Here is a 23,175-nt window from a genome sequence, read left to right as displayed (position 1 = left end):
GAGAGTTGCGTGCTCAAGCACGTTCGCTGTGCTGTAATAGCTTTCAAAATAAAAAGGACGCTATTTTTTAGCCAGTTATAAACGAGGAGTAACATCGTGGATAAACCATGGCTTTCACGTTATCCAAGTGACGTACCTGAAACCATTAATCCAGAGCAATATGAGTCTTTGGTAGAGATGTTTGAACAGTCTGTACAAAAATATGCAGACCAACCAGCATTCATGAACATGGGCTCGGTTATGACCTTCCGTAAATTGGAAGAGCGTAGTCGCGCATTCGCAGCGTATCTGCAAAACGAGTTAAAACTGCAAAAGGGTGACCGTGTTGCTCTGATGATGCCAAACCTACTGCAATACCCAGTGGCGTTGTTTGGTATTTTGCGTGCAGGTTGTATCGCCGTAAACGTTAACCCACTTTACACTCCTCGTGAACTTGAACACCAATTGAATGACTCAGGTGCGACGACGATTGTGATTGTGTCTAACTTTGCGAATACGTTAGAACAAATTGTCGATAAAACACCAGTCAAACACGTAGTGTTAACCAGTCTTGGTCAAATGCTGCCACGAGCGAAAGGTACGATTGTCGATTTTGTCGTGAAGTACGTTAAGGGCATGGTGCCTAAGTACGATTTACCTGGTGCAATCTCAATGCGTCAGGCTCTACGTAAAGGTCGTCGTCTACAATACGTTAAACCGTTTATGTCTGGGGATGACATTGCATTCCTGCAATATACGGGGGGGACGACAGGTGTCGCGAAAGGCGCGATTCTGACTCACCGCAACATGATTGCGAACGTTCTACAGGCAAAAGGCGCGTACGGACCGGTTTTATCTCCGGGGCGTGAATTAGTCGTAACAGCATTACCGCTGTATCACGTATTTGCTCTTACCGTAAACTGTCTGCTGTTTGTCGAAATGGGTGGTCGTAACTTACTTATTACCAACCCTAGAGATATTCCAGGGTTCGTGAAAGAGCTACAAAAGCATCCGTTTACTGCTATTACGGGCGTGAATACCTTATTTAATGCATTGGTCAACAATGAAGATTTCCACGAGTTGGATTTCAGTAATCTACGTTTAGCCGTTGGCGGCGGCATGGCAGTGCAGCGCTCAGTGGCAGAAAGATGGCAAAAGACCACGGGTTGCTATTTGCTCGAAGGTTACGGTCTAACAGAGTGTTCTCCGTTGGTGGCGGCATATCCGCATGATCTTGTTGAATACAATGGCTCTATTGGTCTGCCGGTACCATCAACAGAAGTTCGTATCGTGGACGAAGAAGGCAACGCTCTTGCGAATACTGAAACTGGTGAACTTCAAGTTCGTGGTCCTCAGGTTATGCAAGGTTACTGGCAACGACCTGAAGCAACGAAAGATACGATTAACGAAGACGGCTGGCTATCAACTGGCGACATCGTTAAGTTCGATGACGAAGGCTTCCTGCATATCGTTGACCGTAAGAAAGACATGATCTTAGTATCAGGCTTTAATGTTTACCCGAACGAAATTGAAGACGTTGTAGCACTACACGGCAAAGTACTTGAAGTTGCTGCTATTGGTCAGCCGCATGAAGTGTCTGGTGAATTAGTGAAGATTTATGTCGTGAAACGTGATCCGAGCTTGACCAAAGACGAAGTGATCGCGCATTGTCGAGAACACTTAACTGGCTACAAAGTTCCGAAGTTGGTTGAGTTCCGCGAAGACTTACCTAAAACCAATGTCGGTAAGATCTTGCGTCGTGTTTTACGCGAAGAGAATGACGCTGAACTTGCGAAGAAAAGCGCATAAGCCGATTTCGTCGAGTCGAGAGATTTAAAAAATGATAGAATGCCAGCGTTTTGCTGGCATTTTTATAGCGAGAAGTATGTGAACTATCAAATTATTACTAAAAACAAAGACCTAGAAGAGGTTTGCACTCATGCCCGAGAGGCAGACGTAGTGATGCTGGATACCGAATTCGTTCGTATTCGCACTTTCTACCCGCAGTTAGGTCTGATTCAGCTTTTCGATGGTAATCGCCTCTCGCTGATTGATCCGACTGAATTAACGGATATGACGCCGTTTGTAGCGCTATTAAAAGATACTTCTGTGCTAAAAGTGCTGCACGCATGTGGTGAAGATTTAGAAGTTTTCCAAAACGCTTTTGGTTGTACACCATTCCCTATGGTGGATACGCAGCTGATGGCCGCTTTTCTCGGTCACGGCCTATCGACAGGCTTCGCATCGCTGGTGGAAGAATATTTAGGCGTAGAGCTCGACAAAAGTGAATCACGTACCGACTGGATGGCTCGTCCACTGACACAAAAGCAATTAGATTATGCTGCCGCAGATGTTCATTACTTGTTACCGTTATACGAAAAGCTGTTCGATAAGGTGACGCAAGCAGGTTGGTGGGAAGCTGTACAGCAAGAAAGTGATTTACTCGTTTCGAAACGTATTCGCGTAACCAATGAAGAGAATGCCTACCTTGATATTAAGGGCGCTTGGCAATTAAAACCTTCTGAGCTGGCGATTTTAAAGCCATTGGCGACGTGGCGTTATCGTGAAGCAATCAAACGAGATTTAGCGCTGAACTTTATCTTCAAAGAAGGTGATCTATTAACGGTCGCTCGTCTTGGTTTAACGAACTTTAAGAAGATGGAAGCAGAAGATATTGATATCCGAGCGATTAACCGCCATGGCGCGAAGATTGCCGCGATTGTTAAACAAGCGAAGCAAACACCTTCTGAAGAGTATCCTGCGAAAATTGAGCGTTTAATGGACTATCCGGGTTACAAGCAGGTCTTCAAAAATATGAAAGACTTGGTGAAATCGGCTTCGCAGAAGTCTGGTTTAGCCACGGAGTTCCTTGCCTCTAAAAAGCAGATCAATCAGTTGATCAGTTGGGTTTGGAAAAAAGATCGTGACCCAGAAGTGTTGCCTGATTTGATGCAAGGGTGGCGTTTGGATTTACTCGGCGACAAGATGAACAAAGCATTAAAGTAATGAAAGATGAAAAAGGTTGGCCTCGATGCCAACCTTTTTCGTTCTAATTAGAGCATTCGTCTGGCGAGAGAAACTGATTACTTTTCTTCGTCTGGTAGCTTCACATTTAGCTCAAGAACTGAGATATCGTCGTCTTTGTGCTCAAATGTTAAGTCAACCATATTTGGATCAATTGCCACGTACTTGCTGATCACCTTCAAGATGTCTTCTTTTAATTGAGGCAAGTAAGACGGCGCAGGATCATTTTGGCTGCGGCGCTCTGCGACAATGATTTGCAAACGCTCTTTAGCTAGATTCGCAGAAGTTTTCTTCTGTGGACGGAAAAATTCTAATAATGACATGTCTAGCCTCCAAAGAGTCGTTTAAAGAGTCCTTTCTTCTCCTCAGTAAGGAAACGAAATTCAACCTGATTGCCTAATAAGCGATCAACGGTGTCAGAATAAGCCATACCCGCATCGGTGTTATCGTCAAAAGTGACTGGCACACCTTTGTTTGACGCGTTAAGCACGGCTTGGCTTTCTGGAATCACGCCCAGTAGTGGAATATGTAAGATCTCCTCAACGTCTTCAACGCTTAGCATTTCGCCTTGAGTGACGCGAGATGGGTTGTAGCGAGTCAGTAACAGATGCTGTTTTACTGGCTCTAGCCCTTGTTCTGCACGCAGTGACTTAGAATCTAAAATACCGAGAATGCGGTCAGAGTCACGCACAGAAGAGACTTCTGGGTTCGTTGTGACAATGGCTTCATCGGCATAGTACAAGGCCATTAACGCGCCTTGCTCGATACCTGCTGGTGAATCACAAATAATGAAATCAAAGCCCATTTCATCAAGTTCGCCGAATACGCGCTGAACACCATCTTTTGTCAGTGCGTCTTTATCACGAGTTTGAGAAGCAGGAAGAATAAATAGGTTGTCCGTGCGCTTATCTTTGATCAGCGCTTGGTTTAATGTCGCTTCGCCGTTAATGACGTTTACAAAGTCATACACGACGCGGCGCTCACAGCCCATGATTAGATCGAGGTTACGCAAACCGATGTCAAAATCGATCACCGCGGTCTTTTTTCCCTTAAGAGCTAGACCAGAGGCGATGGCTGCGCTTGAAGTGGTTTTACCAACGCCACCTTTACCAGACGTTACTACAATAATGCGTGCCATTTTTTTTCCTTTTTAGATTAAATCGCGAGAACTTCTAAATGTAATGATTCATCGGCTTTACTGATCATTACTTTCTTTTGCCAGTACTCGCTTTCAATTTGATCGCTTAACCAGTAGTCACCCGCAATGGATACCAGTTCTGCTTGTAAATCGTGGCAAATAATACGCGCTTCCTGCTGACCACTTGCTCCTGCAATCGCACGACCTCGAAGTGTGCCATGGATATGAATAGAGCCGTCAGCAATGACTTCAGCACCTGCACTGACGTGCGCTAGCACCACCAAATCACCATCTTTTGCGTAGATCTGTTGTCCTGAGCGGACAGGCGTACGAACTACTTTCGTTGGTGCCATTTTGGCAGGTGCTTGGCTTGGCGATTTGCTCGCCGACATAATGGCGAAGCCAGCTTCGGAAGCAAGGTTTTGTACACGCTTGTCTTTACAGCCCGTTACACCGACCGGAATAAAACCGGCATCTGAGATGCCTTGTTTAAGCTTAGGGAAATCAATGTCGCCTTGTACTTTTGCTATATTGATTACCAAAGGCGCGGATGCAAAAAAAGAAGGTGCTTGAGAAACTTTTTCTTGCAAAAATTCGACAGTCTTTGCGATCTCATTGTCAGAAAGGTGTAAAACTGACAATGTAAAACTGCTACCTTTAAGGTCTGGTGAATGGGTCATCGTGGACTTCTTGCCTTTATTGAAAGAGCGTTGCCTTAAACTAGGTATGTCATGTTATATTTCATCCTTTGACGCAGCAAGTTCTCTCGGGGGCAAATAGGTGAATTAATCTCAAATTTGCTATTAAGTTTGCGAGAATTTGACGTTTACAACCTAATCCGCACTCAACGCGGCTAAATCAGCATAAAAGGCGTGTCATGCTTTGTTCTATTTATAAAAGCTCGAAAAAAGAAGGTACTTATCTCTATATTCCGAAAAAGGATGATTTTTCACAGGTTCCTGACACCTTAATGCAGATGTTCGGTAAGCCTATCGCTGTCATGACGATTAAACTTGATGGCCGTAAATTGGCACAAGTTGATATCGAAAAAGTGAAGGCTTCATTACAAAATGATGGCTTCTTTCTTCAGGTTCCACCGCCGCCGGAGAACCTATTAGAAAAGTACAAAGAACAAAAAGCCCAGCAGAAAGGCGAATAACGTCATCGTTTTTCATCTGGGATTTCTGCCTTGCTCAAGGAGGGCAATATGAAAAAAATACTGGCTACCATGCTTAGCGTTGGTATGTGTACCTCGGCTTTTGCAAGTAGCGAGGGTTTTGATGAATACTTGAATAAGCTGCGTGCTGAAGCTCGTGATAAAGGTATCTCAGAGCAGGTCATTAGTGCTGCTTTTGCTAATGTTGAGTACAAGCCCCGAGCAGTAAAAGCGGACCGAAACCAACCAGAAAAGAAACTGACATTGGATGAGTACATTCCTCGCGCGGTGCCTGAATGGAAGGTGAAGCAAGCCAGACAACTCTACAAAGAGCATTACACTGAGCTAAAGCGTATAGGCGATGAGTACGGTGTCCACCCGCGCTTTATTGTGGCACTTTGGGGAGTTGAAAGTAACTTTGGTAAGTTTACCGGCAACTTTAAAGTGATTGATGCACTATCCACAATGGCATTTGAAGGCCGTCGTGAAGAGTTTTTCCGTAAAGAGACTATGTCGGCACTGCAGATCCTCGATCAAGGCCATATTGAGCTAGAGAACTTTAAAGGCTCATGGGCTGGTGCGATGGGTCAATGCCAGTTTATGCCAAGCTCTTTCCTTCGTTTTGCTGCTGACGGCAACGGGGATGGTAAAAAAGACATATGGCAATCTGAAGCGGACGTGTTTGCATCAACCGCTAACTATTTGAGCAAGTCTGGTTGGGATGATAAATATACTTGGGGTCGCCAAGTTAAGGTTCCTAAAAATATTGATCGCAGCCTAGAAGGGCGCACGGCTGAAAAAGGCAAATACCTTCAAGAGTGGAGCCAATTAGGGATCACAAAATATGACGGTAGCCCGTTGCCAAAACTGGATGAAGACATCAAAGCATGGTTGATCATGCCGGACGACGAGAATGGTCGTACGTATCTGGTTTACAATAACTACAACGTATTGATGAAGTGGAACCGCTCTTACTACTTCGCACTTGCTGTGAGTCACTTGGCTGACCGCATTAAATACTGATCTGCCATCAAACAATTTGGCATTCAGTCTTCAATACAAGGGCTCTTCGGAGCCCTTTGTTTTTTCTATAACCAAATCGAGGTAAAGCGTGTTATCTGAACGTGCCGCACAAATGGTGATTTTCTCCGCTCTTCTTAAACACAAAAGCTTCACAGCTGCTGCAAAGAGCTTAGGCGTGTCGGTGTCTCATGTGAGCAAACAGTTGAGTCAGTTAGAAGCGTCTCTTGGTATCAAGCTTGTTCAACGCACTACGCGAAGCTTTACGCCGACTGAGGCAGGGAAAACCTTTTTTCATCACTGTGAGCAAGTGGTACAAGCGGTGAGCAGCGCCACATTAGAGATGGAAACCCAGCGGGATGAAGTAGCAGGTTTGGTACGTCTTGGGTTGTCGCAATCATTTGGTACCTTACACATTATTCCAGCGATTCAAGAGTTACGCGAACTGTATCCTCAACTTCAAGTGGAAGTACATCTGTTTGACTATAAGGTCGATATGTTAGCCGAAGGGCTCGATTTATGGGTAACCAACAACGAGCATTTGCCTGAAGGTTACATTGCGCAGCGTTTGACGGATTGCCAGTTTGTTGTTGCGGCATCGCCAGATTACTTATTGAAACATGACACGCCAGCAGAACCGGATGACCTATCTGCTCACAACTGCCTCATATACAGAAGCTGGGAGCGTGACTATACGGGGTGGGCGTTTACCAAAGATCAGCAAGAATTGAATGTAAAAGTCTCGGGTAACTATTCAGTGGATCTGGCAGAAGCCGTTCGGGATGCGGCTATTGCAGGTTGGGGTATTGCCTACCTTGCCACTTACTTGCTGGGGGATGAGTTTAGAACGGGTAAGTTAATACAGCTGTTACCTGACTGGAAAGCCAGCCAGTCGATGCCGTTTTATGCGGTATACCCAAGCCGCCAGCATATGCCAAAAAAAATATCCGCAGTGATTAACTTTATCAAACAGAAGATCGGCAACCCTTGTCATTGGGACCAACGTTTGGCGCCTTACATCTCTATTCCTAAATAACAGGATCAATGACGTTGTAGAACGACACATAAGGTGATTCACTTCACAAAAATTTTTCCTGAACCAGAAACATATTTTCCATATGGAAATAATTAAAATAAGCAAACGTTTATCTTTAATAAATTCAATTGGTTATTTTGTTGGTCAGTTATTGGTCGCTTAAACTTTTCACACTGTTAACATCCTCAACTTGCAGCATTTTGAGTCCGCTATACAATCCGGTGCCTTCCATATCCCCCTTCTGTCGGATTCATTTTATGAACTCAATTATTGGTATCGTAGCCATACTATTCCTAGCATGGCTACTTTCTACAAATAGAAAAAATATAAAGCTGAGAACAGTGTCGTTTGCGTTTGCTTTGCAGGTACTGTTTGCGTTGTTGGTTTTATATGTACCAGCAGGACGAGATGCGCTGAATTCAGTGAGCAGTGTTGTGTCGAATTTGATCAACTATGGTCAAGAGGGCATTGCGTTTTTATTCGGTAATTTGGCGACAGGGGGCTTCACCTTTGCGATCAATGTTCTGGGTATCATCGTTTTCTTCTCCTCTCTTATCTCAGGTCTTTATCACATTGGTGTGATGCCAAAAATCATTAACTTTATCGGTGGTGGTATTCAAAAGCTGCTGGGTATCGGTCGTGCTGAGTCTTTGTCTGCTACGGCGAATATCTTTGTTGGCACCATTGAAGCACCATTAATGGTAAAGCCTTACCTAAAACACATGACTGACTCGCAGTTCTTTGCAGTTATGACAGGTGGTTTAGCGTCAGTTGCTGGCGGAACGTTGGTTGGTTACGCATCACTGGGTGTCGACCTCAACTATCTTATTGCTGCTGCATTTATGTCAGCACCTGCCGGCTTGTTGATGGCAAAAATTTTAATGCCAGAAGATACGGATAAAGCAGCAGATATCGACATTAGCCAAGTTGAAATTCCACGTGCAACCAACGTAGTAGAAGCATTAGCCGATGGTGCCATGGCGGGTGTACGCATTGCTGTATCGGTCGGTGGTACGTTACTGGCGTTTATTAGTGTCATTGCAATGCTAAACGGCATGTTAGGCTGGATAGGTGATTCTGATTGGGACCCCCTTAAGTTTTGAGCTCATCCTAGGTTTTGTGTTTGCGCCAGTCGCTTGGTTGTTGGGTATACCATGGCAAGAAGCAACCACAGCAGGCTCGCTGATTGGGAACAAGATTGTGGTGAATGAGTTCGTCGCTTTCATCCAGCTTGCAGAAGTGAAGTCTCAACTTAGTGAACACTCACAAGCAATCGTGACGTTTGCTTTGTGTGGCTTTGCAAACATCTCAAGCATGGCGATGCTGATTGGTGGGTTGGGCTCTTTGGTACCAGAAAAGCGTGCATTTGTTTCTAAGCATGGTTTCCGTGCGATTATCGCTGGTGTCATGGCGAACTTAATGAGCGCTTCTATTGCGGGCGTGATTTTAAGTCTGTAATTGAAATAGATATCAACAATTAGCAAAAAGGCTCCTTGCGGAGCCTTTTTCGTATCTGAAGTTTTACGCTATTTGTCTGTGTGGAACTGTTCGCAAGCGAGCATTGTGTTCTCAATTAAACTTGCGACGGTCATTGGGCCAACACCACCAGGAACAGGAGTAATAAAGCTCGCACTTTCACGTGCTTTGTCGTATTCCACGTCACCAACTAGTTTGCCTGAATCAAGACGGTTAATACCGACATCGACCACCACTGCGCCTTTTTTAATCCACTCACCAGGGATGAAGTTAGGCTTACCAACCGCAACCACGACAACGTCAGCTTGACGCACATGACTCTCTAGGTCTTTGGTAAAACGGTGACATGTTGTTGTTGTGCAGCCCGCAAGCAGCAGCTCAAGTGTCATTGGACGACCAACAATGTTTGATGCGCCAACCACAACCGCATGTTTACCACGTAGCTCAATGTTGTAACGGTCGAGTAGGGTAATGATGCCCTTTGGCGTGCAAGAGCGAAGCTTTGGAATACGTTGCGCAAGACGGCCAACGTTATAAGGGTGGAAGCCATCCACGTCCTTCTCTGGGTGAATGCGCTCTAAAACATGTGTTGTGTCTATGCCCGCAGGAAGGGGTAATTGCACTAGAATGCCGTCAATTTCATCATCGTTGTTTAATTCATCAATCAGAGCTAGTAACTCTTCTTCTGAGCTAGACGCAGGAAGGTCAAAAGACTTAGAAACAAACCCAACTTCTTCACATGCGCGGCGTTTGCTACCGACATAAACCTGAGAAGCAGGATCTTCACCAACTAGAACCACTGCTAAACCAGGAGCACGTAGCCCAGCTTCAACACGTGCTTTAACACGTGCAGCCACTTCAGATCGAACAGTTTGGGAAATGAGAGTTCCGTCTATATTTTGAGCAGTCATGACTTTCCTTATAAATTAAGAAGGCAGATTATCTGCGGCGCATTGTCGCAGAATTTCTTATCAACATCCATACGCAAACGTTTGCTTTGTGGTGTTTTTGAACATTAAGCGTTTTAATGGACTTTTTTTAGGCATTCAGATCAGAATGTTATGAAAACCCGTTGATTTACCCGTTTGAACTCGTATAATCCTGTCCCTGTAGCGCGCCCTTAGCTCAGCTGGATAGAGCACGTCCCTTCTAAGGATGTGGTCATTGGTTCGAATCCAATAGGGCGTGCCATTTATTCAAAAGCCCCGATAACTCTTTGAGTTGTCGGGGCTTTGTCGTTTTTAGGTTTTTGGCTGTAATTGCCACTCTATCTACAACTTTTGAATGGCATTCTAGCCATTGCAATTTCTAGCAATTAATATGGACGCATATTAATTACCTTTCGTTAACCTTTATGCCTGCCACTTCTAACTTTTATGACCGACACGCCGACTCTTTCGCGAAGCAATACACATCGATCCAGTTTGAGGATGTCCACGCGAGTTGGAGAGTCTTCTGGCCCTAGGCTGGAGATCGTGTGTTAGATGTTGGCGCGGGCTCTGGTCGAGACGCGAAATGGATGGCTGAGCATGGGTGTGAAGTTGTTGCGATTGAGCCTGCTCAAGCACTTCTAAGGCTTGGTAAGTCTTACTGTGGCGATTCCGTTACTTGGCTTGAAGATGCATTACCTAAGCTTGAGAAAACCATTAATCTTGGCTTTCGCTTCGGTTTAATTCTTGTCAGTGCGGTATGGATGCATCTTGCGCCTACGCACCGTGAACGTGCATTTCGCAAACTTGCAAATTTGTTAGCGCCTAATGGTCGATTGGTGATTAGCCTTCGTCACGGTGACTTTTCTGACGGTCGTAAAGCTTATCCCGTATCGGTTGAAGAGCTCGAAAAGTTTGCAAAGAATAGCGCTTTAATGGTGAGAAACGTATCTCTCGATGACGATCAGTTAAAGCGAACGGGTGTATCTTGGCAAACTGTAGTGATGTCTTTGCCTGATGATGGTTCCGGTGATCTGAATAAGGTTCGCCACATTATCGTCAATGATTCCAAATCGGCTACCTATAAGCTCGCACTACTACGTACTTTACTACGTATTGCAGACGCTCATTCTGGTGCAGTGGTTGATCGCAGCGAAGGTAAAGTTGCAATCCCATTAGGATTAGTTGGCTTATATTGGATTCGTCAATTTAAGCGTTTAATCGATAAAGAGAACATCCAGCAAAGCTCGAACTCGTCTAAAGGGCTAGGTTTTATAAAGCCCGATGGCTGGGGCAGACTTTCCCATTTAAGTCCTGATGATCTTGCTATAGGCACGACATTTTTTGGTGAAGATGCAGTGGCGCTTGATAAAGCGATAAAAGACAGCTTAAAAACCATAAAAGATGGTCCCGTCACTTTTACCTATCAAGGTGATAAATCAAACCCTTACTTTGAAATGATTCGTTCAGCTAAGAAGCCAAAACGTTCAATTGTTGTGGATAGCGAGTTCCTCGAAGGTTATGGGCTGTTTGTGTTGGATGAAAGCCTTTGGGATTGTTTTCGATTGTATAACTCTTGGATTGAGCCGCTGGTGGTCAACCAATGGATTATGGAAATGCAACGATTTCGGTCTAATCAAGAGCGGGGTATTCCACTGCAAACGTATCATGATTGTTTGGTCTGGATTGATAAAGACCATGATACGCGAGTCGTGCGAAAGAGAATTGAACAGTTGAAGCTCAGCCATTGCGACATTGTCAGTGTATGGAGTGGAAGCAAATTACGAAATGAGTATCACGTTGATCACTGTTTGCCATTTGCTTATTGGCCCAACAATGATAAGTGGAACTTACTACCAACATCTAAGGTTGAAAACCTAAACAAGCGTGATCGTATTCCTGCTAGCTATCGATTAAACGCATCCAAGCCGCGAATTTTGGATTGGTGGCAGTTAGCTTGGGGAGAGACGGATAATTTGAGTCGGACGTTTTTTACCGAGGCTTCATTGTCGCTACCTAATGTGCCTGCATCTTGTCAAGATTTTGAGCATGTCTTTGAAGCGATGGGATTACAAATTCGTGGTGTTAAAAGTCGCCTTTGTATCGCGGAATGGTAATGTCTTGTTTGCCGTTACAGCGTGATATATGAACCTGATAGCCACCAACAAAAAAGCGCTGGTTAACCAGCGCTTTTGCATTTACTAAGGGCATTACATCTTTTTAAAGATGATGGAGGTGTTGATGCCGCCAAAGGCGAAGTTGTTACTCATCAAATATTTCACGTCCAGCTCTCGGCCTTGTCCGGCGATGTAGTCTAAATCGCCACATTGCTCGTCGAGGTTTTCTAGGTTGAGCGTTGGGTTAAACCAACCTGTGTGCATCATTTCTAAACCTAGCCACGCTTCAATCGCGCCACAGGCGCCTAGTGTGTGGCCAAAGTAGCTCTTGAGTGAACTGATTGGCACTTTGCCCAGAGCATTCGCTGTTGCGTTGCTTTCCGCAATATCGCCGCGGTCGGTGGCAGTGCCGTGAGCAGATACATAGTCGATCTTCTCAGCAGGAATGCCCGCGTTTTGCAAAGCCATTTCCATACAGATTTGCATGGTTTCCATCTGTGGTTGAGTGACGTGTGCGGCATCGCAGTTGCTGGCAAAACCGATGATTTCTGCATAGATTTTCGCGCCACGAGCGACGGCGTGTTCGTACTCTTCCAGAACCAGTGTTCCCGCACCTTCACCAATCACCAAACCATCGCGATCGGAGTCATAAGGTCTTGGTGTGCTTTTCGGGTCTTCATTCTTCAGACTGGTGGCAAAAAGGGTATCGAAGACAGCAGATTCCGTTGGGCACAATTCCTCAGCGCCACCAGCAACCATCACCGTTTGGTAGCCGTGTTTGATCGCTTCGTAGGCATAGCCGATTGCTTGACTGCCAGAGGTACATGCACTACTGGTTGGGATCACTCGGCCTTTCAAACCGAAAAATAGACCAACGTTCACTGCCGTAGTATGCGGCATCATTTGCACGTAAGTCGTTGCAGTGATCGCTTTAGTGGTTTTCTCATTTAGCATGACACCAAATGCACCGATTGCGTCGGTACTGCCTGTTGATGAGCCGTATGCGATACCCGTTTGACCGTTGGTTAGCACGTCGTTACCAATCAAACCTGCTTGGCTTAGTGCGTTTTCTGTTGCGACGGTCGCTAATTTGGAAACACGCCCCATGCCACGTACTTGTTTGCGCTTGTAGTGCTTTGGCAGATCAAAATCTAAAATGGGTGCCGCGAGCTTGGTGTTCAAGCCATCATACTGTTCGTAAGAAGGCATGTATTGGGTCGCGTTCTGGCAGTCACGCAGTTTTGGTTCGACAGACTGCCAATCGTTACCAAACGCAGTCACGCCTGACATTCCGGTTACAACAACTCGACGGCTCATACTAGGCCTCCGTTTACCGAAATGACTTGGCGAGTTACATAGCCTGCGATGTCAGACATAAGGTAACTGACTAAACCAGCAACTTCTTCTGGCTCTCCCATGCGGCGCAAAGGAATTTGCGGCATCGCATGTTCTTTCACGTGTTCGTCTACCATGCCTGTGTCGATAAGCCCTGGAGCAACGCAGTTGACGGTGATTTTGCGTTTTGCCAGTTCAAGCGCGAGTGATTTTGTTGCACCAATTACGCCCGCTTTCGCTGCGCTGTAGTTAGTTTGACCACGATTCCCCATCAGGCCCGAGACTGATGCAAGCGTAACAATTCGGCCGCCTTTGCGCTTTTGCACCATTGGCATAACACAAGGGTGAAGAACGTTGTAGAAGCTGTCTAAGTTGGTATGAATCACACCATCCCATTCTTCTTCGGTCATCGCAGGGAAAGCGGTATCTTTTGTGATGCCAGCGTTGTTTACTACGCCATAGTAAGCGCCGTGTTCGGCGATATCGGCTTCTAGCTTCTCACGACAATCTGCACGGTCACTGATGTCGAATTGGATAAGACGACCGCTACCACCATGCTGTTCGATGGTGTTTAGGGTGTCTTGCGCGCCTTGTTGATCGCCCATGTAATGGACAATGACTTGGAAACCATCTTTGGCTAATTGAACGGCAATGGCTTTACCGATGCCTTTGCTGGCACCTGTAACGAGGACTTGTCGGGTCATTGTTGACTCCTGATTTTCATTTCTTGTAATTTTTCTTCTGATGGAACGTAAACGTTCAATTGGCAAGTCGCTACAACAGTTCCTTGTAGCTCAATACGGGCTGAAAAAACCGCCATACCGTTATCTTCCATAACTTTTTCAGCATACACATCGAGCACCTGTCCGCGAGAAAACGTATCGCATTCAGACGTGTATCGACGGCTACCAAGCAAAAAGCCAATCGGTGGCGCTTGTTCTTTCATTAATGCGTGGTAACCAGACCACGCCGCGACAGATTGCGCCATAAACTCAATGCCAACGTAAGCTGGCACAGTTTGAGAGGCCGAGTCGAAGAACGGGTTGTGTTCTGCGATATCAACCTGGCAGTGAATCGTATCTTGTTGAACATCCAAAGCACGATCGACCAAGATCATTGGTTTGTCGTGTGGCAAAAGTTGTTCGATGGGAGGAAGTTTAGTCATGAGCGTAACCAAAAATAAGACTAATATTATTGCCACCAAAAGCAAAAGAGTTGCTGAGAATCGCTTTGTTACCCAGTTTGGTTGGCGTCTCAACTAACGATATATGGATATCGTCTGCTTTGGTTTCGCAGTGTTGTATTGGCAAATCAAGGTTGTACTTGAGAATATGCCAAGCGATCGCGGCTTCCGTTGCACTTGCTGCGCCTAATGTGTGTCCGGTAAGTGGCTTTGTCGAGCTTACGGGAACGGAGTCACCAAAGCAGCGATGAATGGCTTTGCTTTCCATCGCATCGTTTAACGGCGTTGCTGTGCCATGCGCGTTGATGTAACCAATGTCTTGCGCTGTAAGTCCTGCATTGGCCAACGCTTTTTTCATCGCTTCTTCTGCGCCTAACCCTTCTGGATGTGGTGCGGAAATATGGTGTGCGTCTGAGCTGTCGCCAGCTCCGAGAAGAGCAACGGGCGCAGGTGTTTTGCTTAGCAACATTAATGCTGCGGTTTCACCGATATTGATGCCGTTGCGATGTTGGTCAAACGGCTTACAAAGGGTATCGGATAGAGCTTCTAAACCGTTAAAGCCGTTTAGTGTGAGGCGACAAATGGTATCCACACCACCCACAATAACTGCATCAACAATGCCAGAGCGAATCAGGCGTTGCGCGGTTAAAAAGACACGGCCACTAGAAGAACAGGCGGTTGAAACTGAGTAATGTGGGCCGCTCAAATCAAAGTAGGCGGCAATAAAATCGCTGCAGTTGCCAAGCTCTTGTTTGGTGTAATGGTAGTCGGCAGGAAAATTACCGTTTGCCAGCTTTTCGCCAAATGCGATTTCGCCATCTGAAATGCCAGATGTGCTGGTGCCGATCACGACTGCGATACGGTCACGACCATATTTAGCCATGGCGTCACGCACGTCGCTTTCGATTTGCTGCAAAGCCGAAAGTGCGAGGCGGTTGTTTCTTGTATCAAACTGGCTGAGTGCGGGTGGTAATTGCGGTAACGCCTGTGCGATTCGACCGATTACTGTTTGGCGGCCTGAAATTAAAATATCTTGGTCAACCACCATGTTGGATGGCTTCGCTCCCGATAAACACTGGTGGATGAGCGCGTCATCTTGCCCCATGGCAGAGTGAAAGCCACAGGCCTGAATATACAAAGGTTGAGAAGAGCGAATAGGCATATTGTTATTCTAAATTGTTCTTAGTTAATCTGATGTTGCAGTGTTTGAATAGAAATTGAAAACTGATGTTTGAGGTGATGAAAATCAATCTTACCCTCTAACTTGTTAGAAGAGCTGTATTGAATCTCAATGATCTTTTCACCGCCGCTATCAAAGATGGCGCGAGAATTATTTTTATCAATAATTCGCCACCTTACCTCATTTAACGATCCTTCCCAAGCGGAACTCGGCCAGAGCGTGATCATCAGGTTAAATAATACCTGTTCTGGCTGCGGTAGCGAACCTTGTAAACCGTTGAGCACTTCGGTTTGAATTTGTTCTCCATCGTAAGACAGTGAGAGTACTCTCGTCCCCCAGGATGAGAAGCCTGCCAGCACCACTTCGTTGTTGATCACTTGCAGTTGTACCGGAAGTTGCTCAGATTTGGTTTTACCATCTATTGCCCAAGAAGCCGTAATTAACTGACTGGCAGACAACTGATAGCCCAAGCTTGCGGGAGTGGGCAAGCTAACTTGGGTGTGCTCGGCAATGTCGACCAGAGGCGTCGATTGGTGAGGGACCAAGCTGCATGCACTTAAAAACAGACTCAGTACGATTAACGTCGCGCAGCGAAAAGCATGGTTAAAAATCATGACGTCGTTTCCTCTGTTTTAATCGCAATCGGAGAGAGCAGCCAAGCAACAAAAATACCACTTAACACCGTAATGCCGAAACTGTGAATCGCGTGAGTTTGGCTGAGTGATAGCAACCCAAATGACAGCACAGTGGTTATTGCCGAAAGGGTGATCGCCAATAGTGTGCTCACGCTGCGGGCTTTCTCGGCAAAGAACAGAGTGTAATCGATCCCGATACCAAGAATGAGCACCAAGCCAAGCAAGTTGAATAGGTTTAATGTTGTTCCCATCGCGACTGCCGTTGCCAGACCGCAGGCGCAAGCAATCAATGATGGCAGTAAAACTCGCCAACTGTGTTGCAGACCGTACCGCTTGATTAATACCAGAAAGATCACAGCACTGGCGGCTGCCAATAGTTCCATGATTTTGATTCGGTATTCACCAAATAGGGCGGATATTTCCTCAGCTTTGTTTAGATAAACAACATCAGACTGCGATTTGGCAAATGCCTTAACAACGGCGGAGTCTTGCAATTGGTTTAACACCACTACCGTTGCAGATTTTCCTTTGATCTTACCCAAATGGAGAAAACGCACAGGCGCTGATACTGGGTTTTGCAAGTACTGATCAACCGTGACAGGGATAAAGTCGGCGTCCATTTTAGGCTTTTTACTTAAGCTCAGTCCGGAAGCTAGTGGGCTGGATTGTGTCGCGTAAAGATCGCGAATCAATTGATAGTCTTGTTGCTGACGTTCCACTGAGCTCAAGTAGCGGCTCAGGCTCTGGTAGCTTTCGATGGTGCTGTCCGCTTTCCACGCTTCTAATGTTGGCGTCAAAGACTCCAGCTTTTTCATTAGGTTTTCGTCATCGTCGGCGGTAACGACCAACATTTGCTGTGAAGATTGCATGCCACTGAGCGTCGTAATCAAGGTTTCTTGCTGCTTGAGATCGTTCGGCATCGTTTGCAGTAGACGAATGTCGTCATCGTAGTTCAATTGCAGCAAGAAAAAGCCACTCGCAACCACACATAACATCGGCAATCCGACTTTAATTCGAGGTTGATTCCAAAGCGTTAACCATTTCGCCAACAGTGATTGTCCCGGTAAAGTCGAAATGGTGCGCGATGGGTTACGAGCCAGTATCGGATACCAAGCCACCACGGTGATGTAAGCGGCAATCAGACCAATGGATGAAAACAGCGCAAGCTGCTGCAAACCAGGAAACGGTGCCACTAACATGCCCAAATAGCCGATCAAACTGGTGATTAAGCCCAGTGTGATCGCTATGAAAATATGCTTTAACCCTTGCTCGCTATCCCATTCATTTCCCGCCGCAAGACGTTCCGTTAGGTAGTGGAATGCGTAGTCGATAGACACACCGATTAAACTTGCGCCAAACACTAAGCTGAACAGATGGACTTTTCCAAAAATCCACGTCGTAACGGACAACGCAACGAGCAGACCAATGGTGATGGAAAGCAGTGCTAGGGACAGCGGCATCACACTCCGAAAGACCAGCAAGAACAATGCAATGATACCGAGTAGAGAGAATACACCGATGGTGCTGATCTCCGATTTTGCACTTTGCGTACCAAAGTCAGCGTAAAATAGAACGCCAGTATGTGCGACTTCAGCGCCATATTTCTGCGCGACGCCTTGTTCTAGCGCTTGAATATCAGGGACTGCAAGTTGCCCAGTTAGGCTATAAGGCGAGTCTTTTAGCTCGGCAGTAATAAGCAAGTATTGAGCACCGTCTTTTTCGACGGACAGATAGCCGTTATCCAATCGGAAAGAGGACGATTGCTGGGTAACTTGGCTCAAATAATCACGAAATAGCAAGAAAGGATCATTTTGTAACTCTTGCCCGGTCACTCCAGAAAACGGGTTGTACAGCGACTGAATCACATGCTGCACTTGCTGTTCTGGATTTTGGCTTAAACGCTCTCGTTGTTCAGGCGTCAGCAATTGGAAGCGGTGCTTAAAGTAGTAACTCGCCCAAGCTTGCTGCTCTTGAGGTGAGATTTTTCCCACCACATCGCGAAAATGATTACTCTGACGCAAACCCTTATCAAATTCAGCGGCTGCTGCAAAAAGGGCATTTTTGTCCGGCGCTGTGATCACGAAAATGACTTTGTCGCTCATACTTGCCGAGACCGACTCAAAGGCTTGCTCAGCCACCGGGTTTTGTTGGTTCTTCGGCAACAGTTTTAAAATGTTGGTCTCAATCGGAGATTCTGCACTCCAAACCCATTGTTTGAGTAGCAACGCGCCCGCTAAAACAACGAGATTGAGCCAAACCAGAGCAAAGGTGTGAGTGCCAAGACTGAGTTTAGAAACGGAATTGAGCGTCTTCGGCATCCGTGAGTTCCTGAGGTAGAGAGGTCTGGTTTGTAAACGTGATTTCGGTCTTATCGCCGCGCAGCTCTTGCAGGGTTAGGCGATCAATATGCGTTTTACCGGAAAGGGTGATGGCTTTAAACACCGCATTTAATGGTGACTGTTTGGGCACTAAAACGAGCTGCCACTGATTGTTCTCAACTGAAAAATCGAGTGTGAATTGTTCTTGCAGTGCAGAAGTATCCCCGTGGAACACGGATAAAAACACATGACTAAAGTAGAACGCCATTGGGTTTTCTTGTGCAGAGATCGTTTTCGGTGCTTGGTCGGCAAAAGTTTGACGAAGTTTGTTTTCCGTCAATACCAAATTGACTGCGAAAGGTTCTGTTTGTTGCCACAACAAGCCATGTGTTTTGCTCAGCGTGAACTGACCTTTAGAGGTTAGAGGTTGACTGAACATTTCCAGATGACGCTGCTGCGTAAAATCTCCGCGCACGATTTCATGCTGAGACAACTGCTGTTGAAGCGACGCCAAATCTGTTACGTTTGCTGTCGGTGTGGCCAGTGCTGGAACAGAAAATATCAACAAAAAAGAGAGTAACCACTTTTGCATTAGTTCAGGCTCCCATGGTTGTGCCATTGCTCTACTTTATCTAAAAAGATTGCCGGAGAAACAAAGCACATCTCTTGCTTTTCAATGGATACAGCGACTTGCGTTGTATGCGCTTTGCACATACGTTGATTCGTTTCGGCGTCGTAAATCACGTAATCCACACGTAAGCGGTTTTCCCACTCAGTGAGTTGCGCGGTAATACGAATGGTGTGATTAAACGGAATCGCCTTCACGTATTTAACGCGCGTATCGATGATCGGCCACATGTACCCAGAGTCTTGCATATCGCGATAGCTGTATTGGATCTTCTCCATCAGCACACGACGCGCTTCTTCAAAATACCGAAAGAAGTTGCCGTGATATATCACGCCCATCGGGTCAGCATCTTGGAATGAGGTGACCATAGTCACCTCCGCTTCTAATGGGTAGAGAACCTGCTCTTGCATTATACCTCCGCGTAGAGTGGCCAATGACGTTGCTGAATGCGTTCAATGAAATGACGCAAATCTTGTTCCAATGGGCGATCTTCAATCACAAACTCAAACTCGCTCAGCACGGCGTCACGAATTACTCGCAAACTCTGACTCATGTGGTGTTCGTCCAATTCGTTATGACGGCGACGAATCTCAACCGCTTGAACGCTTGCTAGGAGTGAAGCCGCAGCAACTTGCTCTGTTAACTCAAGTACGCGTAGGCAGTCACGAGCCGCAATGGTGCCCATGCTCACTTTGTCTTGGTTGTGACATTCGGTTGAGCGAGAAAAAACGCTCGCTGGCATGGTGTTTTTCAACGCTTCTGCCGTCCAAGCTGAGATACCAATCTGAACCGCTTTAAAGCCGTGGTTGATAGGTTTACGCTCGCCTTCTGCACCGGTTAAGTTAAACGGCAGGCCGTTATTGAACTTGTAATCCATCAGTTGCGCCATCTGACGGTCCAGCAAATCAGCCAAGTTGGCAATGTTCACCTTCAACGTATCCATCGCCATTGCGATATGGCCACCGTAGAAGTGACCGCCGTGCAGAACGCGCTCATTGTCGCCATCGATGATTGGATTGTCGTTGGCACTATTTAGTTCATTCTCAATCAATTGACGTAGCCAAGGCAGTGAGTCTTGCGCCATGCCAATTACGTGTGGCGCACAACGCAGCGAGTAACGATCTTGCAGTCGGTCGCTATTGCGTGGCGGACGTTCAGCATTAAGATCATCACGCAGCCAAGCCGCAACTTGCTGTTGACCAGGATGAGGTTTTACCGCAAACAACGCTTCATCAAAGTGGAAGTCATTACCTTGCATACCCACAGAGACCATCGCGGTAATCTTGGTGCAAAGCTGCGCTAGGTATTCTGCGCGTTTGTAGGCAAGACAGGCGAGGGCAGTCATCACGGATGTACCGTTCATTAACGCCAAACCTTCTTTTGGTTTTAGGCGAATTGGCTCAATGCCCAGCTCTGCAAACACTTCTTGTGTTGGTCGCACATCGCCTTTGTAAAGCACTTCACGCTCGCCAATTAAGGTCGCCGCCAGGTAAGACAGAGGCGTTAAATCGCCACTTGCGCCCACCGAGCCTTCTTGTGGAATACGCGGCGCAATATCGTGGTTGATAAGTGTAACAATTTGGTTCAACAGATCGTGAGACACGCCAGATACGCCTTGCGACAATGAACATAAACGGGTTGCCAGCACCGCGCGAGCTTGCTCATGAGAAAGAATTTGACCTAAGCCACAACCATGGAAGCGTGTAAGGTGCAACGGAAGTTCATCCACAAGCGCGGGTGGAATCGCCACAGTACATGAATCGCCGTAACCCGTGGTCACGCCGTAAATAACGCCTTCTTCTTTCAGTAATCGTTCCAGAAACGCCACGCCACGATCAATTTTCGCGGTAAATTCTGGCGAGGTGTTCATGTTTGCCTTTGCACCTTGAGCAATGGCAACGACATCTTCGATGGTTAAAGATTGGGCACCAAAAGTGATGTTGTGATTATTGTTGTTTGTCATGTGGCTGATTACTTAAAGTCCAGAAGTTAAAAAAGTTGTACCACTGTAACGGCGCTTGCAGTGTGTGGTGTTCTAATCTGTGTGCGTACTGTTGAACAACGTGTTCTAGTGCCTGCTGACGCTCCTTGCGCGGTAGCGTGATTTGGTCACTAAAGTGTTCAAAGTACACATTAAAATGCGGAGTGTTTGCTTCGTCGTCGCGTAGGCCGAAGAGTAGGTAAACCGGCGCTTTTAATACCGATGCTAGCATGAATGGGCCTTGCGGGAATGGTGCGGGTTTACCAAGAAAATCTGCCCAAACAACCCGATTTTCTTTACTGGTGGAAGTGCGATCGCCAACGATCACTACCCATTCGCCTTGCTCGATTTTTTGTTGAAGCAGAATCGCGGTGTCTGGTCCCATTGAGCTGACTTGAATCAGATTCAGTTCCGAATTTGGGTTTACCGCCTTCATTACCGCATTAAATTGTTCAGCGTGTTGGGTAAATACCAAGGCATTGATTTTGACATGAGAGTGTCGACGACCAAGCGCGCGGCAGAGTTCGATATTGCCAAGGTGCGAGCCTAAAATGAGCACGCCTTGTTTTTTCTGCGCCATCTCTTCGAAATGATGCTGGCCGTGAATGGTTAGGTTATCGACGTTAAAGTCACCTTGCCATGCTGCCAGTTTGTCGAGCATGGTACGCCCAAAAGAAAGCAGATGATGATAGCTGTCCAACTGTTTTGGTAGTGCGATGTTCTGCTGCGCTGCGTAGTACTGCAAGTTTTGCAGGTAAATCTCAGACGCTTCGCGGGCAGATTTACCCGTGAAGTGGTAGTAGCGCATGACTAACTTCAAAATCAGGTCGAACGCTTTTCTGCCGAACAAGCGGTAAACCGCGAGTAAGGTTTTGATGCCTAAAATCGTGCCTTGTTCTTTTCGTTTCGACCAGTGGGCATTACTGTCGTCTGTGTGACGGCGCTTTCTGGCGAGTAGTGAAGGGATGCGCGGCAACATGCCAAAAAATAGGCGAGTGTGCATCCAGCTTATCTTGACGTTATCCCACAATGCGTCGAAGTGGGAAATGCCACCTTCAGGGTAGATCACGCGCGTTGGAACAAAATCAATATCGACGCCTTCCCAATACATTCGCACCAGAATTTCGATATCAAAATCCATGCGTTTGCCGATGTTGTACTTGTTCAACACGGCGACCGTTTTCGCCACTGGGTAGGCGCGAAAACCGCACATGCTGTCTTTGATAGACAGTGACAAGGTTTCTACCCACACCCAAACGTGCGTAGCGTAGCGACCATAAAAACGGGATTTAGGTACGCTCTCGTCGTATATCGGTTGGCCCGAAATCAGGTTATCTGGTTTTGTTTCGCTGGCGCTGAGCAATTTCGGCAATGCTTCTAGGTCGTGCTGACCATCTGCGTCGATTTGAATGGCGTGCGTAAAACCAAGTTGGTGAGCTTGATGTAGGCCTGCCATTACCGCGCCACCTTTACCTTGGTTTTCACTCAAACTAATCAGTTTTATTAGCCCTTGTTCACTCAAAGCAGAAAGCGCTTGTTTGGTGTCTTCATTGCTGCCGTCGTCAACGGCCAGCATTGGCAAAGCGAAAGAGGATAACGACGCAACCACGTCTGCAATTGTGCTGCCGTGGTTGTAGCAAGGAATTAAAAAGCAGGGACGGTAATCACTCACGTGACTCACCCAGTTTCATTTTTCCTGACGAGTGAGTCACCAAGGTTTCACCGCTTTTCGATGTGTACTTAAAGGTCAATTTCTCACGCTCATTGTCCCAAGAGAGTGAGAGGCAAACGTCGGCGTTTGGCAGAATCGGCTCTTGAAATTTGATGACTTCCATTCCTTTAAATACCTTGGGAGTATTCAAATATTGAACGGCGTAGAACAGCGCCCAATCAATTTGAGTGACGCCGGGTAAAAGAGGGAAGTGATTGAAATGACCTTGGAAATCTAAGATGTCAGCATCCACTCGCAGCGACAGCTCCGCGGTGTGGTCACTCACTTCAATATTCTGAATAGTTGGTTTTCTTTTTTCCATGTTACTA

21 protein-coding genes, 1 tRNA gene and 1 pseudogene are annotated in these 23,175 nt (G+C 46.4%); 8 read left to right on the top strand and 15 right to left on the bottom strand.

Annotated features, from left to right (window positions below):
• The first annotated feature begins 96 nt into the window (after nucleotides 1–96).
• Both fadD and rnd read left to right on the top strand, forming a co-directional pair.
• Nucleotides 97–1,788: a long-chain-fatty-acid--CoA ligase FadD gene (gene fadD / locus UQW94_RS18305; RefSeq protein ID WP_005382216.1), complete on the top strand. Its 1,692-nt coding sequence runs from the start codon at nucleotides 97–99 to the stop codon at nucleotides 1,786–1,788.
• 78 nt (nucleotides 1,789–1,866) lie between these two features.
• Nucleotides 1,867–2,985: a ribonuclease D gene (gene rnd, locus UQW94_RS18300; RefSeq protein WP_031777213.1), complete on the top strand. Its 1,119-nt coding sequence runs from the start codon at nucleotides 1,867–1,869 to the stop codon at nucleotides 2,983–2,985.
• A gap of 77 nt (nucleotides 2,986–3,062) precedes the next feature.
• Here rnd and minE read toward each other — a convergent pair whose 3' ends face one another.
• The 3 genes from minE to minC are packed head-to-tail and all read right to left on the bottom strand — an operon-like array spanning nucleotide 3,063 to nucleotide 4,821.
• Nucleotides 3,063–3,326: a cell division topological specificity factor MinE gene (gene minE, locus UQW94_RS18295; protein ID WP_005388332.1), complete on the bottom strand. Its 264-nt coding sequence runs from the start codon at nucleotides 3,324–3,326 to the stop codon at nucleotides 3,063–3,065.
• Nucleotides 3,327–3,328: 2 nt separating this feature from the next.
• Nucleotides 3,329–4,141: a septum site-determining protein MinD gene (gene minD, locus UQW94_RS18290; RefSeq protein ID WP_005388331.1), complete on the bottom strand. Its 813-nt coding sequence runs from the start codon at nucleotides 4,139–4,141 to the stop codon at nucleotides 3,329–3,331.
• Nucleotides 4,142–4,158: 17 nt separating this feature from the next.
• Complete coding sequence (minC, locus tag UQW94_RS18285; RefSeq protein ID WP_005382304.1) at nucleotides 4,159–4,821, bottom strand: septum site-determining protein MinC; 663 nt, start codon at nucleotides 4,819–4,821, stop codon at nucleotides 4,159–4,161.
• 197 nt (nucleotides 4,822–5,018) lie between these two features.
• Between minC and UQW94_RS18280 the strand changes: the two genes are divergently transcribed.
• From UQW94_RS18280 to UQW94_RS18265, 4 genes and pseudogenes are all read left to right on the top strand, one after another.
• Nucleotides 5,019–5,300, top strand: coding sequence for a YcgL domain-containing protein (locus UQW94_RS18280; RefSeq protein ID WP_005382303.1), 282 nt, complete (start codon nucleotides 5,019–5,021; stop codon nucleotides 5,298–5,300).
• A gap of 48 nt (nucleotides 5,301–5,348) precedes the next feature.
• The gene (locus UQW94_RS18275; RefSeq protein WP_005388330.1) at nucleotides 5,349–6,320 is read left to right on the top strand and encodes a lytic murein transglycosylase; all 972 of its coding nucleotides are present in this window, start codon (nucleotides 5,349–5,351) and stop codon (nucleotides 6,318–6,320) included.
• 88 nt (nucleotides 6,321–6,408) lie between these two features.
• On the top strand, nucleotides 6,409–7,353 hold the full coding sequence (locus UQW94_RS18270) for a LysR family transcriptional regulator (protein ID WP_005382299.1): 945 nt from the start codon (nucleotides 6,409–6,411) through the stop codon (nucleotides 7,351–7,353).
• A gap of 257 nt (nucleotides 7,354–7,610) precedes the next feature.
• Nucleotides 7,611–8,811, top strand: a pseudogene (locus UQW94_RS18265) (NupC/NupG family nucleoside CNT transporter).
• A 68-nt stretch (nucleotides 8,812–8,879) separates the two neighbouring features.
• On the opposite strand, the gene folD reads toward UQW94_RS18265, so the two are convergent.
• Nucleotides 8,880–9,740, bottom strand: coding sequence for a bifunctional methylenetetrahydrofolate dehydrogenase/methenyltetrahydrofolate cyclohydrolase FolD (gene folD, locus UQW94_RS18260; RefSeq protein WP_005382297.1), 861 nt, complete (start codon nucleotides 9,738–9,740; stop codon nucleotides 8,880–8,882).
• A gap of 203 nt (nucleotides 9,741–9,943) precedes the next feature.
• On the opposite strand from folD, the gene UQW94_RS18255 reads away from it, so the two are divergent.
• Nucleotides 9,944–10,020 (top strand) — tRNA-Arg (locus tag UQW94_RS18255).
• A 286-nt stretch (nucleotides 10,021–10,306) separates the two neighbouring features.
• Complete coding sequence (locus tag UQW94_RS18250; RefSeq protein WP_322142470.1) at nucleotides 10,307–11,875, top strand: class I SAM-dependent methyltransferase; 1,569 nt, start codon at nucleotides 10,307–10,309, stop codon at nucleotides 11,873–11,875.
• Between the two features lie 93 nt (nucleotides 11,876–11,968).
• Here the strand turns inward: UQW94_RS18250 and UQW94_RS18245 are convergent, their stop codons facing one another.
• Genes UQW94_RS18245 through UQW94_RS18195 form a run of 11 tightly spaced genes read right to left on the bottom strand, consistent with a single transcriptional unit; the run spans nucleotide 11,969 to nucleotide 23,168 of the window.
• On the bottom strand, nucleotides 11,969–13,192 hold the full coding sequence (locus UQW94_RS18245) for a beta-ketoacyl-ACP synthase (protein ID WP_047009505.1): 1,224 nt from the start codon (nucleotides 13,190–13,192) through the stop codon (nucleotides 11,969–11,971).
• Entirely contained in the window at nucleotides 13,189–13,914 is a 726-nt protein-coding gene (gene fabG, locus UQW94_RS18240; RefSeq protein ID WP_005388326.1) for a 3-oxoacyl-ACP reductase FabG, read from the bottom strand. The genes UQW94_RS18245 and fabG overlap by 4 nt, the downstream gene beginning before the upstream one ends.
• Nucleotides 13,911–14,375, bottom strand: coding sequence for a hotdog family protein (locus tag UQW94_RS18235; RefSeq protein WP_017634799.1), 465 nt, complete (start codon nucleotides 14,373–14,375; stop codon nucleotides 13,911–13,913). The genes fabG and UQW94_RS18235 overlap by 4 nt, the downstream gene beginning before the upstream one ends.
• Nucleotides 14,368–15,555, bottom strand: a complete 1,188-nt coding sequence (locus UQW94_RS18230) for a beta-ketoacyl-[acyl-carrier-protein] synthase family protein (protein ID WP_238970232.1) — start codon at nucleotides 15,553–15,555, stop codon at nucleotides 14,368–14,370. The genes UQW94_RS18235 and UQW94_RS18230 overlap by 8 nt, the downstream gene beginning before the upstream one ends.
• Before the next feature lie 20 nt (nucleotides 15,556–15,575).
• Nucleotides 15,576–16,187: a DUF3261 domain-containing protein gene (locus UQW94_RS18225; protein ID WP_104975963.1), complete on the bottom strand. Its 612-nt coding sequence runs from the start codon at nucleotides 16,185–16,187 to the stop codon at nucleotides 15,576–15,578.
• Nucleotides 16,184–18,526: an MMPL family transporter gene (locus UQW94_RS18220; protein ID WP_104975964.1), complete on the bottom strand. Its 2,343-nt coding sequence runs from the start codon at nucleotides 18,524–18,526 to the stop codon at nucleotides 16,184–16,186. The genes UQW94_RS18225 and UQW94_RS18220 overlap by 4 nt, the downstream gene beginning before the upstream one ends.
• Complete coding sequence (locus UQW94_RS18215) at nucleotides 18,498–19,118, bottom strand: LolA family protein (RefSeq protein ID WP_017819935.1); 621 nt, start codon at nucleotides 19,116–19,118, stop codon at nucleotides 18,498–18,500. Before UQW94_RS18215 ends, UQW94_RS18220 begins: the two co-directional genes overlap by 29 nt.
• Nucleotides 19,118–19,564: an acyl-CoA thioesterase gene (locus UQW94_RS18210; protein ID WP_025631406.1), complete on the bottom strand. Its 447-nt coding sequence runs from the start codon at nucleotides 19,562–19,564 to the stop codon at nucleotides 19,118–19,120. The genes UQW94_RS18215 and UQW94_RS18210 overlap by 1 nt, the downstream gene beginning before the upstream one ends.
• Nucleotides 19,564–21,117: an aromatic amino acid ammonia-lyase gene (locus UQW94_RS18205; RefSeq protein WP_322142469.1), complete on the bottom strand. Its 1,554-nt coding sequence runs from the start codon at nucleotides 21,115–21,117 to the stop codon at nucleotides 19,564–19,566. Before UQW94_RS18205 ends, UQW94_RS18210 begins: the two co-directional genes overlap by 1 nt.
• The gene (locus tag UQW94_RS18200) at nucleotides 21,101–22,807 is read right to left on the bottom strand and encodes a glycosyltransferase family 2 protein (protein ID WP_322142468.1); all 1,707 of its coding nucleotides are present in this window, start codon (nucleotides 22,805–22,807) and stop codon (nucleotides 21,101–21,103) included. The genes UQW94_RS18205 and UQW94_RS18200 overlap by 17 nt, the downstream gene beginning before the upstream one ends.
• The gene (locus tag UQW94_RS18195) at nucleotides 22,800–23,168 is read right to left on the bottom strand and encodes a 3-hydroxyacyl-ACP dehydratase (protein WP_262665592.1); all 369 of its coding nucleotides are present in this window, start codon (nucleotides 23,166–23,168) and stop codon (nucleotides 22,800–22,802) included. Before UQW94_RS18195 ends, UQW94_RS18200 begins: the two co-directional genes overlap by 8 nt.
• Between the last annotated feature and the right edge of the window lie 7 nt (nucleotides 23,169–23,175).

This window comes from Vibrio sp. PBL-C16, assembly GCF_034321865.1.
In the GTDB taxonomy this organism is placed as follows: domain Bacteria; phylum Pseudomonadota; class Gammaproteobacteria; order Enterobacterales; family Vibrionaceae; genus Vibrio; species Vibrio alginolyticus.
The sequence above is the reverse complement of the archived record's forward strand: the minus strand, read 5'-3'. Positions and strand labels throughout refer to the sequence as shown.